The 17230-nt window shown below is 43.2% G+C and carries 10 protein-coding genes and 1 pseudogene; 4 read left to right on the top strand and 7 right to left on the bottom strand.

The features are described from left to right. Positions 1-49: 49 nt before the first annotated feature. The 4 genes from JMY08_RS00055 to JMY08_RS00040 form a co-directional block, all read right to left on the bottom strand. Positions 50-1519, bottom strand: coding sequence for a cytochrome c (locus JMY08_RS00055; protein ID WP_201588381.1), 1470 nt, complete (start codon positions 1517-1519; stop codon positions 50-52). 1083 nt (positions 1520-2602) lie between these two features. Continuing rightward, positions 2603-3220: a flavodoxin family protein gene (locus JMY08_RS00050; protein WP_010201162.1), complete on the bottom strand. Its 618-nt coding sequence runs from the start codon at positions 3218-3220 to the stop codon at positions 2603-2605. An 83-nt stretch (positions 3221-3303) separates the two neighbouring features. After that, on the bottom strand, positions 3304-4296 hold the full coding sequence (locus tag JMY08_RS00045) for a polyphenol oxidase family protein (protein WP_201588380.1): 993 nt from the start codon (positions 4294-4296) through the stop codon (positions 3304-3306). Between the two features lie 105 nt (positions 4297-4401). Next, positions 4402-5757, bottom strand: coding sequence for an RluA family pseudouridine synthase (locus JMY08_RS00040; protein ID WP_227679536.1), 1356 nt, complete (start codon positions 5755-5757; stop codon positions 4402-4404). Positions 5758-6530: 773 nt separating this feature from the next. On the opposite strand from JMY08_RS00040, the gene JMY08_RS00035 reads away from it, so the two are divergent. The 3 genes from JMY08_RS00035 (at position 6531) to rpoD (ending at position 12505) form a co-directional block, all read left to right on the top strand. Then, on the top strand, positions 6531-7745 hold the full coding sequence (locus tag JMY08_RS00035; protein ID WP_201588379.1) for an outer membrane protein assembly factor BamD: 1215 nt from the start codon (positions 6531-6533) through the stop codon (positions 7743-7745). A 176-nt stretch (positions 7746-7921) separates the two neighbouring features. Next, positions 7922-10111 (top strand): DNA primase, encoded by a 2190-nt coding sequence (locus JMY08_RS00030; protein WP_201588378.1) that lies wholly within the window; start codon positions 7922-7924, stop codon positions 10109-10111. 474 nt (positions 10112-10585) lie between these two features. Beyond that, the gene (gene rpoD / locus JMY08_RS00025) at positions 10586-12505 is read left to right on the top strand and encodes an RNA polymerase sigma factor RpoD (RefSeq protein WP_189584832.1); all 1920 of its coding nucleotides are present in this window, start codon (positions 10586-10588) and stop codon (positions 12503-12505) included. Between the two features lie 381 nt (positions 12506-12886). Here rpoD and JMY08_RS00020 read toward each other — a convergent pair whose 3' ends face one another. Together JMY08_RS00020 and JMY08_RS00015 are read right to left on the bottom strand one after the other, a co-directional pair. Beyond that, complete coding sequence (locus tag JMY08_RS00020) at positions 12887-14161, bottom strand: saccharopine dehydrogenase family protein (protein ID WP_201588377.1); 1275 nt, start codon at positions 14159-14161, stop codon at positions 12887-12889. 235 nt (positions 14162-14396) lie between these two features. Then, a complete protein-coding gene (locus JMY08_RS00015; protein ID WP_227679535.1) occupies positions 14397-15620 on the bottom strand; it encodes a carboxynorspermidine decarboxylase in 1224 nt (407 codons plus the stop codon). 159 nt (positions 15621-15779) lie between these two features. On the opposite strand from JMY08_RS00015, the gene JMY08_RS00010 reads away from it, so the two are divergent. Next, a complete protein-coding gene (locus JMY08_RS00010) occupies positions 15780-16445 on the top strand; it encodes a DUF924 family protein (protein WP_227679534.1) in 666 nt (221 codons plus the stop codon). Between the two features lie 118 nt (positions 16446-16563). Here the strand turns inward: JMY08_RS00010 and JMY08_RS00005 are convergent. Continuing rightward, a pseudogene (locus tag JMY08_RS00005) lies at positions 16564-17230 on the bottom strand (CAP domain-containing protein); the annotation flags it as partial.

Here is a 17230-nt window from a genome sequence, read left to right as displayed (position 1 = left end):
AACGCCTTTATAAGTTCTATGTTCGACCGTTTACCTAAATAGAGTCAAACTAAGCGCGGCGTCTAGAGCGTAAGATGGCGCGGATGATAAACACAATAATAGCAATCGCGACGATAATACCGATTATCGCCAGTAAGCCTGCGTACTTAATCAAGAAAGGCTTATCAACGCCAGTATTTGCGATGCGATCGACATCGCTGGCATTCACGTCACTGCTGGTAAGACCACCAAAGTTCACCCGTACGTAATTGGTAATACCAGCGATTTGCTCGCTATTTAACTCATCTGAAAACCCTGGCATGATGGGCGATGTATTGGTTGCCCCTTCTACCCCATGAAGGATCATATTGATCAGCGCATCAGGTCTTTCGCGGCGGATACTACTCAGGCCGACGATAGGGGCATAACGTGCATCAGGCTGACCATAACCGTCAACCCCATGACAACTACCACAGGTGGCTAAATATAATGATTCGGGGGAATTACTGCCATTACCTACTGCGGCTTTTGCCTGTTTCAAATATTCTTTTTGCGCCAGTAGATCATGAGTGATAGATTCGTTGATTGGCGTTGGTAGGCGCGACACATCTACCGCAGACACTTTATCGTCGGTCTGGACAGCAGGTACTGCCTTCAGATAAGAAGCAATGGCATTCAAGTCTTCATTTTTTAAGTAGCGGGTACTGTGCGCGACTGCTTCACCCATGGGACCACCAGCGTAAGCACGTTGATCAAGCTCACCCGTACGCAGATAAGTGACGATATCCTGCTCACTCCAGCTGCCAATACCGCTCGACTCATCAGGCGTGATATTTGGTGCATGCCAATGACCGAGCTGGGCACCAGATAAGTACATACTCTTATCAAAACCCATCGTACTATTACGCGGGGTATGACAAGTACCGCAGTGCTCCAGATTATTGACCAGATATTCACCGCGTTTTTGGGTCTCGTTCAGTCCGTCGCGCTTTTCAGTAGACGGTACGTTGAGTAAATTCCAACCCAACATTAAGCTGCGAATATTAAAAGGAAATGGCAAGTCTGTTTTTTCTTTAGGAGCTTCGTCAACCGCTGGTACTGTCTGTAAATAAGCAAACAACGCACTGATATCTTCTTCTTTCATACCACTATAAGAAGGGTATGGCATGGCAGGATAAAGCATATGATTAGGCGCACGACCTTTTTGCAGCGCATTCTTCAAATCCGCTTCGGTATAGTCGCCGATACCGTAACGTTTGGATGGTGTGATGTTGGTGGAGTAAATCTCCCCCATTGGGGTCTCGATTGGTGTCCCACCGGTATAGTCCTCACCATGACATGCCATGCAATCGGCCGCACGGGCAATGTAGGCACCGCGATTGACAAGGTCGCTATTGGCAGGGCTAATATTAGGTAAACTAGTATTAGGTAAACTGGCATTGGCTAGGCTTGTATTAACGCTGCTTGCACCTTCAGCCATCGCAGCGTTGGAGGTCATACCAATGACGAGCATCGATAACATCATAGAAAGTGGCTTCATAATATCCTCATATAGCTGGCACCTAGGGTGTTTTAAGTATTTTTAATTCGTGACAGTTATCATTCAACAGTATCTACATTCAAAAAATCCAAGTCTTCCACTATTTATCTATGCTTTCACTGTGTGTTCTTCGTACTATAGTCATTCCACTATAAAAGTATTACAGCGTTAACCTCGCTTGAAGTATCACATATACATCTACACTCGGTTGCCTTGTACTACTTTTGAATTGAATCGACTATAAATATTAAGAGTCGATAACGAATTTTTCTTTATTATTCATAAGGCAATTATCAATCTTAGTTACCGTAGAATGTCTGTCCTCATTACTAAGGTAAAACTATTTTTCTAAAATTGTTTGATTAGTAACTTAATCCTCCTATTTTTTTACAAAAATAAAAGTTCCTATAATCAGCACTGAGTTTTTAATTAATTAATATGTTTTTTTATATTATTACTGCTGATGTTTTAAAATACTGATGGAAAACAACTACTCATCATTATGAATCGCTCAATTCATTTTTTTCTAGTGACGAACCAGTTAAAAAAACTTAATGAACACGTAATTTAGCTGTTATTTTTAATTTCCACTGTACATAATACATACACAGTGCAGAATCAGTATACTGTCTATGCTTGCCTATATATTTACTATATGTATGGCATTAGCCGTTGTATAACACGGTAATTTGTTTATGATGAACGCTGTTTTAACAATGCCAACTGTGTCCTGAGATATCCCTATGAAACCCTTCATTATGACTTATATACTTTCGGCGACGATGCTATTAACCGCATGCCAATCTTTTCAATTTTTCGACAGTCCTATTCCTGTTACGGCGTTGTCAACCAAGGTCATTGATAAATAGCTTTACTCATGACAATAAAAAAAGCAGATATCAAATTGATATCTGCTTTTTTGGTTTACTTAATAAACGCTAAGGTCTAATGATATTGATATTATCAGCACGATTTATAGTCGGTTCAATATCATTTGGATACAAGGAAGGCGAGTGAAAGTACTACAAATAGTAGACTAAGCGAGCCTGATTTATATGGGATTGACTATATCATAATCGTACTTTAGCAAGTTGATGTGGCTGGTTGATGCTTTATGATAGTCTTAGCCAAATGATCACCGAACCAAATAGCTGTATCGATATCGCCTTTCCCTGGGGTTTCTTCAGGTGGACCATCAAGGGATTGCGTCATTAGTCCTAAAAAGCTAGATAGACGGTTCAAGTCATGAGCCTCATGACCTGTCGGCATTAATGGTAAGCCGATCCAATTCATACCATGCTGCATGGCATATAGAGAGATCTGCTGTAGCACAGCAAGTTTATCACCACTCAGTCCACCCGAGTTGGCAAAAGCGGCTGCCCACTTGCCTTCCCATTTTCTGTGATACCAGCGCTTTGAGGTCTCATCCATAAAAGTCTTAAATTCAGCAGTCACGCTGCCCATATAGACGGCACTACCAAAAACCAGCAAATCTGCCTGATCTAAAAAATCCCAGTCGACATCGTGAACATCGACGGCTTTTGCCTGTGCTTCTGGAAGTTGCTGGTGCGCGCCCATGACGATTGCTTCAGCCACACGCTTGGTATGACCGTAGTTGCTATGATAGATGACGGCAATCGATACACTTTGCGTGCTGTCAGTCAGTGTAGATGTCAAAGATGCTGTGGCAGATGTATTCATACAAACTCTAATAATAGCTATAAATAATTGAATAGAAATAAAACGGATTAAGGATGCTTAGTATCTACCAGCGTCCGGTAGGTTTATTCTGACTGGGTAGCAGAACGGCGTACAATCACCAGTGCCATCCGTCCTGTCGCTGGCTGCCGTAAATGCGTCTGACGTCGATAAGAGTAATAACGAGCATCGGCATAGCTACAGTCTATAGGTGACTCGTTGCACAGTATTACACCAGCAGTGCTTAACTGATCAGCAGCAAGTCTTGGTAAGTTCAGCTTAATTTTACCCGCGTTTACTTTAGCGTAATTTGATAGTTTATCAACTGACTTATGTAAGTATCGAGGATCAATATTCGACTCTTTACTCATATCAGTACGACTGTCATCAGCGATCTGATTCTTAGAAGCCATCACGTAGCGCTCATCAAATTTGTCAATACTGGCTGACGTCAATGACTGACTGTCTATACAACCTGCCAGTAGCTTATCGCGAACTTGACTGCCCACTTCGTAATTTTGTTGGCTGATACAGACACCAATCCATGCCATGATTTGCCCTGAATCAGTAAAACACTCAGTCGTTGCTTTGATGACGCCACATGCCAACCCTTGCCAACCCGCGTGAATAGCGGCAATTTTGCCACTGGCTGGCTGGTATAGAACGATAGGCACACAATCAGCAGTCATTATCGCTAGACCCACTCCTGCTTGCTGGCTCAACATAGCATCAGCCGCCACCGGTCGCATACTTAGCGCCGTGGCGTCAGTATCATGAATGCGATTGCCATGAACTTGATTGACCCAATGCAGTCTTTTAATAGGCGTATATCGCGCGCTGATTGATGGCAAGCTAGTAAACTGCTCATTCATCGCCGTTAAGAGCCGCATGCGATTGTCTAAGACCTTGTCAGCGCTATCATTGACGTACAAGCCTAAATTGAGCGTGCCATAGTTCGCTTGTCTCAGCTGGCTGGTTATATCAGCCTCGCATTCATCCTTACTGGTGAATGCGGCTGTTTGAAAAACCGCCACATCCTCTAGCTGCGCTAGTAATGTCATAGGAAGCTTATGAGTCATGGCTGATTTACCGTCTTAATGAGTCGTCTTTACGTCACTGATAGCTATTTACTGCTGTTATCTGTCTATTATAAGCGTATTTACGCGACTGCTTACACAGTACGGTTACTCTTCATCGTAGCCATCACTTAACACTGTCATTAGCTGCTGCATATCTTCAGGGATTGGCGTTGTGACTTCGACATCCTCACCTGTCGTCGGATGAACAAAACCCAACGTATAGGCATGCAGGGCTTGGCGCGGGAAGTTGCTGATCGCCTGACGCTGTGCTTCTGTCAGACCTGCCCGCAGTTGACGGCGACCACCATAGACGCGATCGCCTACAATCGGATAGGTAATATGACTTAAATGCACACGAATCTGGTGCGTACGACCCGTCTCAAGACCCACGTCTAACAGACAGTAATTACCATTGAGCGCGGTCACATTTAATAAGTGCGTGACTGCTTCACGACCTGCCGTCATGACCGTCATTTTGGTACGCTGACTACGGTGACGACCGATCGGTGCATCGATACGGCGATGACGCAATAAACTTGCCGCATCCCCTGCCACCACACACTGATAATGACGATAGACTGACTTGTCTTTTAGCTGATCCATCAATGCCATTTGTGCAGGTTTAGTCTTGCCAATAAGCAACAATCCAGAAGTGTCTTTGTCAATGCGATGCACCAGACCGGCACGCGGCAAATGATGCTGCTGTGGATAATGATATAGCAACGCATTAACCAAGGTGCCCGTCTGATTGCCAGCGCCAGGATGAACAACCATGCCAACTGGCTTATTAATCACCAAGACATCATCGTCTTCATACACCACATCGATATCGATGTCTTCTGGCTGATCTTCACTATGCTGCTGCAACGTCGTTGATAGATGTATGACATCACCTACTTTGACTCGAATTTTTGGTTTTTGCACGCTATCGTTATACAGTAAGCTACCATCGCTGATCCAGCCTTGCAACTGCGCACGCGAAAAGTCGGTAAACACCAGTGATGCCAGCTTATCGATACGTAGACCAGCTTCTTCTTCGGTGACCGTGTAGCTGGCATCGATAATGACTGGCACCGCTTGGCCTATAGTTGGCGCTTCATAATCAGCGTCATCGTCGTCACTGTCATCAATCCCTTCATCAGCCTCATCGGCTTCATAGTCCTCAATCATCTCTTCATCGAGCATATCACTATTTTTTGAGGCAGCATCTTTTGAGACAGCACTTTCTGAAACAATACTTTCTGACGCTTGTGACATAGCATCGCCTGAGAGGGCTTCATTGGACACAGTTTTTGCGTTGATGCGGTCTTCAGTTTCTAGCTGCTTAGCATCAGATGATTCATTACTTTTTAAAACGTTATTTGGCATGGAAGGCTCTTGCGCTGATAAATGTGGCGCTGATAAATCAGTATCTAGCGATTGATTCGGTGATAAATGGGTGGTCATAGTATTATTATTCATAACAGATTTATATTTATATATAGCAAAGTCCCTGACAGGTTTTTGTAAGGCACTTTATAAGAGAATATAATAGGAAAACATAATGAGAAAATATAGTGCTGTATAAGAAAAACAGTGCCGTGCCTTGATGATTAAAACCTATCATGGTCAAAAAAGCAGAGGCAATACTGCCATAGTGTAGCATGCCAAGCGCTCAAGCCCTATAGAAGCTGACTGTTATCTGTCACTTTATGCATATCATTTGATACCTAAATCATTGACGATTAACTCTCTAAAATATGACATTGCTGTAATTTACTGTATATTTGTCGATGTCAGTGACATTCGATATCGCTCGTTGCGGCGGCTCATGCTAAACTGCAAAGCTGAAACGTGATAGATGAAACATAATAGACAAAGACGTTCAGGATTATATCCGCGGGTCAAACTGTCATACACTAAGATAAATATTGCAGGCTTGCTAAAATTCAAAGCAGCTTAGATAAATGAACTGCAAAATAGATGACGAAAAAATAGACGAAACGGTGGTTATTCTATAAAGTAAGCGTTATTTTACTGTATGCTATGGCACGGTATTTTTAAAAACGTCCCTCTTAATAGGTCATAGCAAAAACTGCCTTTGATAAAAATCATGTCAATTACGAGTCGTCTTAACCACTAGCACGCTCAATAATAGACAGTTAACTGGTGCGATAAGCATCGTTTTTATTATTAACCTTATATATAGTATGATAGCGTCGCTGCTATTATGCGCCTTGTGTCGGAGAAGAAGTATGCACGCTGTTGGCAATACGTTTATCAAACTGTCCTCAATCACCCTGCTTGCAATAAGTGTCAACTTGGTGGGTTGTCAAACTTTCAAGAACCTGACCAACAAAGACGTCGATGCAGTCGAAACTGCGGAAAAGTCAGAGCAAGGCTACTATAACGATGCCATCGCTCAGATTGATAAATCTCGTTATATTCAAGCGATTGAAGACTTGACCAATCTGCGTACCTTTTATCCTACCGGACAATATGCTGAGCAAGCCCTGCTCGATATGATGTATGCCCAGTATGAAAGCGGTAAGTTCGAATTGGCAGCGGCTAGTGCCGATCAGTTTATCGGTCTCTACCCTTCTAACCCTCAAGTCAGTTACGCCTATTACGTGCGCGGTGTCGCCAATATGCAAGGCTCGTCTGAAGGCCTTAAACTGTTCAAACTGAACCAAGCTGAACGTGATACTGCCTATCTGCGTATCGCTTTTGCCAACTTCCAAGAGCTCATTAATAAATACCCAAATAGTCCTTATACGCCAGATGCTGCGCAGCGTATGACCTTTATTTACAACCAGTTTGCCGAAAGTGAGCTGAGTGCCGCCAGTTGGTATATTGAGCGTGAGGCTTATGTCGCTGCTGTCAACCGTGCCAAATGGGTGTTTCAATACTATCCACTGAGTGAATCTGTACCCGAAGCCATCGCCATTTTGGCCTATAGCCATGAAAAACTGGGGCTAACGGACTTGGCAAAAGAATACAAAACCCTATTACAGATCAACTATCCAAATTGGCTGACCAGTGATGGACGCGTTAAGCTCAACACCAAACGTGACCGCACTTGGTTTAACAAGCTAACCTTTGGCAAGCTTGGCCGTTCAGGTATTAAAGACAGCTCGGTCTCTGAAGGTAATTATACTGGCGCGACCAAAACTCAAGTTATTCGTAATGCCAGTCAATTAAGATTGCCTAGCGAAAACACGACGTCTGCCAACGCACCGATAGCCAATACTTCTCCTACACGTGGTAATGGCATCAATGTAGGATTGGGTCTGCCTGAGGCGTCCACTGAGCGCGTCACTAGCCAATCGAGCACTGGCTCTACCGCCAGAGAAGCGAATGTAGATCCACAAAATATCAACCCTACACGCCGTACAACGCTATCTGACCAAGGTGTTGGTATTACGCCATCAAATCCAAATGTCGATAGTACCGATATGGATGATGAATAAATGCTTTAGAGTTAAGATGGCTTATCTAAATTAATTAAGATAGCATTTTTTCTTTTTAGCATATCAAGAAACATTATCAACTAAATAAGGCCAACGCTCATGTTGGCCTTATTTTTTCTGTTTCTGTCGCTCAGCTTTTCCCCAATATAATCGTCCTATGGTAAACTGTTTTTTGCATGAGTATTCCAAACCACATTCTCGAACAATTAAATAGCCAAGCTGACTTAATCAGTATTATTGGGCGTCACACGACGCTTAAACGTGCTGGAAGTGAGTTTAAGGGCTGCTGCCCTTTTCATGGTGAAAAATCGCCTTCTTTTTATGTCAATCCACAAAAAAACATTTACCACTGCTTTGGCTGTAGTGTCGGCGGCAATGCCATCAGTTTTTTACGTGATTATGAGAACCTCACTTTTATTGAAGCGGTCAATGAACTGTCAAAACAAACCGGTATTGAAGTCCCAAAAGAAGAACAGCAAAACGTCAGTTATCAGCGCACAAAAAAACAACCTGCTATAAAACCTACCACGCGTGCGCCGGCTGAAACCGTTAAATTTCAGCCAACTGCCGATGAGCAATTACCATCAAGCATAGCGCCTGATTATCAGCAGAAAAATTATGCAGATCAGCCTACTTATAATGACAGCAATAGCCATGACACCAGTTATGACAATAGCTATGAAGACAGCTACGACGGTTATCCATCGTTAGACGCTTACGATTCAGCGCCTTACCCGACGGATTCTTATCCCACCGATTATCAAGATACAGCTAATGATAGCGCTCCACCTGCATGGTTGACCGATACCAATACTGGTGCAGGCTTACCTAGTGATAATAGTGTCTCTGATAAAGACGGCAACCTATACGATCTGTTAGAGCAAATTCAGCAGTTTTATCAGCACAGTCTGACGACACACCCCCATGCCAAACATTACTTTTTATCGCGTGGTATCACGGAAGACATCTTTGAGACTTTCGGTCTAGGCTATGCGCCATTTGGTTGGCAGCATCTTGAGCATCAGTTTCCGCAGGACATTGAAGGACTCAAAGCTCTAGGTCTGGTTCGCCAATCAGAATCCGGACGCGATTATGATCTACTACGTGATCGGGTGATTTTTCCGATTCGAGACAATCAAGGCCGCACCATTGGCTTTGGCGGTCGCGCATTAGATGATGAAGTAAAGCCTAAATATATTAACTCCTCCGACTCGCCCGTTTTTCATAAGCAGCACGTACTGTATGGCTATTATGAATCTCGCCAGCAGCGCGCAGACAGCTGGTTAGTGGTCGAAGGTTATATGGATGTGATTGCCCTTTACCAAGCCGGTATCTATGGCGCAATTGCTTCTATGGGTACAGCGATTAATGAGAGCCAAATATCACGGCTATTGACCCTCAACCCAACCCTCACACTGAGTTTTGATGGTGATAGTGCTGGACAAAAAGCCGCTTGGCGCACGCTAGAAGTTGCTCTGCCTGTACTGGCTGATGATAAAGAGCTGCGGTTTTTGACCTTACCGAATAATCATGACCCTGACACCTTTATCAAGAGTCAGGGCGGTGACGCCATGCGGGAGCAAATCACCAATGCCATGCCGCTGTCACAGTATATTTTTGCCTACTTAAGCGAACGCTACGATTTGACCTTGGTAGAAGGCAAAGCCAAGCTGATGTCACAGGTACGCTCATTAACCATGGCGCTTCCCAAAGGCAGTAGCTTTCGTTACCTGCTGAATAATGACATTTATCAAAAGCTTGGTGGCAAACGCAGTCAAAACATCGAAGCGAAAGACGCCCTGCTAGATTTTGATGGTGACATGACCATCAGCCAGCAGTTGCAGCTGTGCTTTTTATTCCAACCGCGCGCCTTACTCGAAGACCCTATTGAATCGATTTGGCAACAAGCAGGTATCAGTGACTTACAGCTGCCTGCGCATATCAAACAGAAAGCTGCGAGCGATACCCTTCGTCCACTTGCTTGGGAAGACCTGCAAGATACCGACCTGTTGGATATTGTCAGTACGATCAAGCGTTGCCTAAAATACCTACCAACAGATGCTAACGCAGCAGCGCACTTTATATTGTCTAACGTACAGCCGATGACTCAAGAGACACTCAGCCGTAGTTGGGGTGGATTTTATAAAACGTTAACGGCAAGAAATATTTTAAGCCTCGATGAATTGGTCGAAAATTTAGTCATGCAATTGCTTAAGCTACATTTGCAAAAAAAGATGCAAGAGCTGATCAAAAACCCTGACCACATTAAGCTGGCGATAGTTCGTAAGCAGTCACAGTTATTAAATGATTGGCTACGTGCACAGCAAGCCGAACAATCAGCGCAGATGGTCACGGTTCAGTCGTAATATTTGGTGTTATTTGTGTTTTATAAAATGCCAGCCCTTTAAAAGTATGATGATTGACCCCACTAATAATGATTATGGCCAGTCGCTCAGACCGTTTCTTTATCGTTAAGCAGATAGTAAAAAATGGTAGAGAGCATTTACTACCTCGTGCTTGATTACACTGGTCTGTGTTAAACTGTGTCGCTAACTATTTATGGCATGGCTTACGAAATGATGATAAGCATGCATCGTTAAGCACGAATTTTAAGTATTACTTTTAGCAATTATTATTTTTGATATATTTTTAACAGTTTTTTAGTGGTTTTTTAGCCCTGTTATTGTAGTGTTTTGAGCCTTTATTCATATCCACTCATTTTTGATATTATTGACAACCTCTACGCCATATTTTGATCAATCGATTGATAAGATCAACGCACCCAGCCAGCGATAGCGCGTCACAATATAAAAATGTCCGATGCAAGTAAGCGAGTATTTATGAACGATAAGTCAGTTTCTAAGTCCACATCTCAACTGGCCACCTTAATCCAAATGGGTAAAGAGCAAGGGTATTTAACCTATGCTGAGGTGAATGACCAACTGCCCGACTCTATTACCGAAAGCGATCAGATCGAAGATATTGTGCAAATGCTGACCGACGTTGGTATTAAAATCTTTGAATCTGCACCTGATGCCGATGACATCTTGATGAACGATGATTCGAGTGATGATGAGTCGGCAGCAGACGAAGCCGCCGCTGTATTAGCCGCAGTTGAAACCGATCCAGGTCGTACCACCGACCCTGTGCGTATGTATATGCGTGAAATGGGCACGGTCGATTTGCTAACCCGTGAGGGCGAGATTGTTATTGCCAAGCGTATCGAAGAAGGTATTCGTGACGTGCAGCATGCCATGTCTTATTGGCCTGGTACAGTACAATTCGTCCTTGATGAATATCAAAAAGTACAAGATGGTGACAAAAAGCTCTCTGATGTTATTACTGGCTTTTTGGATCCTGAAACCGAAGAAGACAAAATAGCCGCACAAGAAGCCAAAGAGGCGGCAAAAGAAGAAAGAGAACGAATCAAAGAAGAAAAAGAAAACCCACCACCAGTCAAGCCAAAAGCCAATGCTAAAGACGATCTCGATGACGACGACTCTGATGATATTGATGACACTGAGGAAGAGGAAGAAGAAACTGGCGGCATCGATCCAGAAGAAGTACGCCTACGTCTAGAAGAGATCGAAAATCTATTTATCAAAGCCAAGCAAGCCTTGCTCGATTATGGCCGTGGTAGCGTACAGGCTGACACAGCGTATGCTCTACTTGCTGAGCGCTTTATGATGCTCAAGCTAAACAACCGCTTGTCAGATCAAGTCATGGCTATTATGCATGACGTGTATGACGATGTGCGTAAACAAGAACGTCAAATCATGCGTTTGGTGATTCGCCGTGGTCGTATGCCGCGTGATGAGTTCCGCAAGACCTTCCCTAGTAACGAAACCAACGTTGATTGGCTCATTGAGCGTATCAAAGGTAAGCCTGCGTTTGCTGGCACTCTAGAAAAAGTCACCGATGACGTGATTTTATTACAGCGTAAAATTCGGGATTACGAGCAGCAGCTCGACATGAAAATCCACGACATGAAAGATGTGGCACGCCGTATGGCTGTTGGTGAAGCAAAAGCTCGCCGCGCTAAGAAAGAAATGGTCGAAGCCAACCTACGTCTGGTTATTTCTATTGCCAAAAAATATACCAACCGTGGTCTACAGTTCTTGGATCTTATCCAAGAAGGTAATATTGGTCTGATGAAAGCGGTCGATAAATTTGAATACCGTCGTGGTTATAAGTTCTCGACCTATGCCACTTGGTGGATTCGTCAGGCGATTACCCGTTCTATCGCAGATCAGGCGCGTACCATCCGTATCCCTGTGCATATGATTGAGACCATTAACAAAATCAACCGTGTCTCACGTCAGCTACTACAAGAAATGGGACGCGAGCCAACGCCTGAGGAATTAGGCGAACGCTTAGAGATGGACGAAGTCAAAGTCCGTAAAGTACTAAAAATCGCTAAAGAGCCTATCTCTATGGAGACGCCAATTGGTGACGATGAAGACTCGCATCTAGGTGATTTCATCGAAGATGGTACTATCTCAAGTCCTGTCGATGATGCGACGTCTGCTGGTCTACGTGAAGCCACCCGTGATGTGTTGGGTAACTTGACTGAACGTGAAGCGCGTGTGCTAAAAATGCGTTTTGGTATCGATATGCCAACGGATCATACGCTGGAAGAAGTAGGTAAACAGTTTGATGTGACACGTGAGCGTATTCGTCAGATCGAGGCAAAAGCACTACGTAAATTGCGTCATCCTTCACGCTCTGAGCACTTGCGCTCTTTCCTTGAAAATGACTAAATTTTTCAGAAACTCCTGAGCCTAGCTCATAGTTTTTAAATATCTAGAAAAATAAAAAAGCTGAGCATGTCTCAGCTTTTTTGTGCCTGTTAGATACTTCATGATAACAATTATCAAGCATAGCTATCAATTAACACATCAAATCACATGGTGGTCAGATTCAACGACCAAATAGGCAAATCACCGTACTAATAATGATAATCTTCCCAATCATGAGACGTTCATTAAATATAGTCAGTGAAAAGTCATATCAATACACCACGCATTACTGATATCAATTTTAGACACATCTCAATTTAAACGACACAGACCACACAAAAAAGCCCGTCTAACTCTCTGACTGAGAAGTTAAACGGGCTTTTTTTGAATGCAAATAACGTATTAAATGTCGAACGCTAGTGCTCTATCGCCTTCGCTATCTTTGATACGTGTTGGCAAACCAATCTTATTAAGTAGGTTGATAAACGGCTTAGCATCTAGCTCTTCGATATTAACCATCTTGCCAGCGTCCCATTCGCCAGTCGCGACCAGCATAGCGGCAGCAACGGGTGGCACACCTGCGGTATAAGAAATACCTTGGCTACCGACTTCATTATAAGCGTCTTCATGATCTGAGATATTATAAATAAACACCTCAGTATCGACGCCATTAATAGTGCCTTTGACTTTGTCACCGATGCAAGTCTTGCCCGTATAATTTGGCGCAAGCGAGCTTGGATCTGGTAGCACTGCTTTGACCACTTTCAACGGAATGACTTCTTGTCCTTCAGCGGTCATTACTGGCTGCTCAGAGAGTAGACCTAAACTTTGTAATACCGTAAATACATTAATATAATGCTCACCAAAGCCCATCCAAAAGCGGATGTTGGGCACATCCAAGTTAGCAGACAACGAGTGCACTTCATCATGACCACTTAAATAGCTATTTTGCACACCAACGACGGGCAGATCATCAGTACGCTTTACTTCAAACATTTTATTAGATTGCCACTTGCTGTCCTGCCAAGAATAGACCGTGCCGGTAAATTCGCGGAAATTAATCTCAGGGTCGAAATTGGTGGCGAAATACTTACCATGGCTACCAGCATTGATATCAATAATATCAATATCAGTTACCGAGCCTTTATCCATCATGTCATAGCCAAGACGCGCGTAAGCATTGACCATGCCGGGATCAAAGCCTGCACCCAAAATCGCCGTGACATTGTTGTCCACACAGCGCTGTTTACGCTGCCATTCATAGTTGTTATACCATGGCGGTGTCTCGCAAATCTTGCGTGGGTCTTCATGAATAGCGGTATCAATATAAGCAACACCTGTCTCAATACAAGCTTCTAGCACCGTCATATTGATAAATGACGAGCCGACATTGATAACGATTTGCACACCAGTATTTTGTATCAACTGTATAAGTGCTGGGCTGTCCATGGCATCAACTTGATGCGTGTGCAAAATAGCTGCTTGTTTAAAACTACCTTTGTCTTTGACACTTTGCGCAATAGCATCACACTTATCTTGAGTACGAGAGGCGATATGAATTTCGCCGAGCACATTATTATGCATCGCACATTTATGCGCGACTACTTGAGCGACACCGCCTGCTCCGATGATGAGTACATCTTTTTTGTTGGGCTTAGCTTGTTGGTTGGTATTCAATGCAACAATCCTCCTTTGTGTCCCTGTCATCGCCTAAGAAATGGCCAGTCAAAACAGAAACGAGTGAATGATATGCGTGAATTAAAAAGGAAGACCGAGGAAAACCCACGCACCCGTCGGGCAAAAATAGCTGGTTTTGCCCGTGGCGATTATAACAATTTTTGCAGGCTTTTCGGCAATAATTAATGGTTAAGATACAATCTGGTTGTGCTCAAGCATCATCGAACGGCGAATACTAAGACAAACTCGCCTTATAATCTTGATAATCAAACTCACGCTGCACATCAATACTGCCATCCAAACGACGAATAACAATCGCTGGCATATTGACGCCATTGAACCAGTTTTTCTTCACCATGGTATAGCCCGCCGCATTACCAAAGGCAATCTTATCGCCTACCTGTAAATGGTTAGGTAAGGCATACTCGCCAAAGATATCACCTGCCAAGCAAGAACGACCATAAATAATAGTGTTGTCCGAAATGTCCACTGTTTTAGCCATATCGGCAGGTACAATATCAATCAACGCTTCGTTAATAGCCGCAATGGGTGCTGACTCACGGTAAATCAACAAATCTAGCATATGCGCTTCGATAGAAGCGTCAACAACGGCTAGGTTTTTTCCGTTGTGCATCGTATCTAAGACCGTCGTGACCAATGATCCAGCGCCATGAATGCTCGCCTCACCTGGTTCTAGATAAACTTGCACATCGTATTTTTCACTAAACGCTTTCAATCGCATGGCGAGTTTTTCTAACGGATAATCAGGCGCGATAAAGTGAATGCCACCGCCCAAACTGACCCACTCAAGCTGTGCTAAAACGTCACCAAACCTGTCTTCGATATCCGCCAAACTGTCACTAAAGGCCTCAAAACTGTCATTTTCACAATTGTTATGAATCATGACTCCAGTGATGTCAGCAAGCACTGCTGCAATCTTATCTTTATCATGCTCACCAAGACGGCTAAAAGGACGCGCAGGATCAGCGATGATAAACGATGAGTTGCTAGTCTTTGGGTTTAAACGTAGTCCAACTGGAATATTTTTTGCGCCAGCTTGGTCTTTAAACGCATTAAGCTGAGAGATTGAATTAAAGATAATCTTATCGGCATAGCTCAATACTTCATCGATTTCATCTGCGCTATAGGCAACGCTATAGGCATGGGTTTCTTTCTTTTCTTCACTGCTACCGTCGTTGTTGCTACCAAAGGTTTCATAGCCCAAGCGCACTTCATTGAGTGACGACGAAGTAGTACCATGCAAATAGGGCTGCATGACATCAAACACGCCCCACGTAGCAAAGCATTTGAGCGCCAACAACGCTTTTGCACCAGACAACTCACAAAGTCGCGCAATTATCTGCATATTGGTAACGATTGCTGCTTCATCGAGCAGATAATAAGGCGTTGGTATCGAAGTTGGCATCGAAACTGGTTTGGTGTTTTTTGTTGAGTTCATAAGAGACAACCTAATGGCTTGTATATGCGGTAGTAAAGCTTGTGATAACAATGCTTGTTTGTAGTATGAGCGTTTTTTAGTACTGTGCTTTCTTAGCATTGTGACATCGCTAATTAAGTGCGCTATAGTAGACTAAATCCATCATAATTAGAATATTTTATGTCACTATCAACCGATTATTCCAGCGCTGCCAGCCAAACCAACTTATCCAAACTTGAATCCAGAAATATTGATTTGACCCATCTCGACCCTAATGCACGTGCAGTATTGGATTTTTGGTTTGATAAAAATAATGAGCAGCATTGGTTTGCAAAAAATGATGATTTTGATCAGCGTATTCACGATAAGTTTGGCAAAATCTGGCAGGCAGCAAAACAAGGTGAATGTGCGCCTTGGCGATGGTCTGAAAATCAAAATGATGTGAATAGCTCAATGACTAATTTGGCAGGACGTCTGGCAGAAATTATCGTCTTAGATCAGTTTTCACGCAATCTATGCCGCGGGCAAGCGTGCGCTTTTGCCCAAGACAGTATGGCAGTGGTATTAGCACAAGAAGCCATTCAACAGCCGCATTTTGACACGTTACCGATGGAGTGGCGTCGATTTACTATTATACCGTTTATGCATTCTGAATCAGCCGTTATCCATGAGCGCTATTTGACGTTGTTTGAGCAACTCAATGACGCGACTACTTTAGACTTTGAACATCGTCATAAAGACGTTATCGATCAGTTCGGTCGTTATCCGCATCGTAATAAAACGCTAGGTAGAGAAACAACTAGTGACGAAAAAGTATTTTTAAAACAGCCGAACTCATCATTCTAAGAGAGATTATTTTTAGGTTTTTATACCTTTTAATAGTCTTACAGGTTTTTTATATGACAAGGGTTGAAGCAGTTACCTGATTCAGCCCTTGTTTTACAATATCAGTCAATCAGATTAACTAGTAATTCACTTCACCCGTAGTAAAAGTAAATGACTTATTTTGTAAGGTTTTATTATCGACTAGAATATCAAAGCTCACTTGATACTTAGTATTGCCATAAAGACCACATTGCTGGCTTTGATTTGCCGCGCGCTTGGTTTCACAGCTTTTTAGTGCATCGGTCAGCGGTAAGATAAAAGCTTCGTTCGCTGGTAGCGCGTAATTGGTATTGGCATACGGATCGTTATCAAAATCAATTAACTGAATTGGCATATCTGCGTTGCGCTGCGTATCTCTAAAATTGATGTTACTGACCTTAATATTTTTAGCTGACGGCATACTAATATAAACGGGTTGTCCGATAGGATCAGTGCGCAAATTGCGTCCAGTACCTTTAACAGGGTTTGGTGTCTCGTTGTATAGTGCGGTCACTGTTCCAGTCATACCCTGACATGGATAGGTAAAAATACCTGAAACTGATTTGTCTTTGGTCGTTTGTGTCGCTGAAGCATGGCTGACCAAGACATAACCTTGGTTATTAGCTGTACTTTTACCATTAGGTTTATAAGTAACCATTCCCGTGCCTACCAAACTTGAAGTTGGAAGCATCAAAGAACGTAGATGATAAGGTGCTGCTAACAATGACTTGGCCATGGAGGTAGCTACTGTATCTACGCTCAAAAAA

It is taken from the genome of Psychrobacter sp. Pi2-51 (assembly GCF_904846665.1).
Lineage (GTDB): Bacteria > Pseudomonadota > Gammaproteobacteria > Pseudomonadales > Moraxellaceae > Psychrobacter > Psychrobacter glaciei.
This window is presented reverse-complemented; position numbering and strand designations above follow the sequence as displayed.

What these genes read in the sequence shown, in the direction of transcription:
- JMY08_RS00040 (WP_227679536.1), bottom strand. Translation starts at nt 5,757, where the DNA reads ATGAATAATAATACTATGACCACCCATTTATCACCGAATCAATCGCTA.
- JMY08_RS00010 (WP_227679534.1), top strand. Translation starts at nt 15,780, where the DNA reads ATGTCACTATCAACCGATTATTCCAGCGCTGCCAGCCAAACCAACTTA.
- JMY08_RS00045 (WP_201588380.1), bottom strand. Translation starts at nt 4,296, where the DNA reads ATGACTCATAAGCTTCCTATGACATTACTAGCGCAGCTAGAGGATGTG.
- JMY08_RS00035 (WP_201588379.1), top strand. Translation starts at nt 6,531, where the DNA reads ATGCACGCTGTTGGCAATACGTTTATCAAACTGTCCTCAATCACCCTG.
- rpoD (WP_189584832.1), top strand. Translation starts at nt 10,586, where the DNA reads ATGAACGATAAGTCAGTTTCTAAGTCCACATCTCAACTGGCCACCTTA.
- JMY08_RS00030 (WP_201588378.1), top strand. Translation starts at nt 7,922, where the DNA reads ATGAGTATTCCAAACCACATTCTCGAACAATTAAATAGCCAAGCTGAC.
- JMY08_RS00050 (WP_010201162.1), bottom strand. Translation starts at nt 3,220, where the DNA reads ATGAATACATCTGCCACAGCATCTTTGACATCTACACTGACTGACAGC.
- JMY08_RS00015 (WP_227679535.1), bottom strand. Translation starts at nt 15,620, where the DNA reads ATGAACTCAACAAAAAACACCAAACCAGTTTCGATGCCAACTTCGATA.
- JMY08_RS00055 (WP_201588381.1), bottom strand. Translation starts at nt 1,519, where the DNA reads ATGAAGCCACTTTCTATGATGTTATCGATGCTCGTCATTGGTATGACC.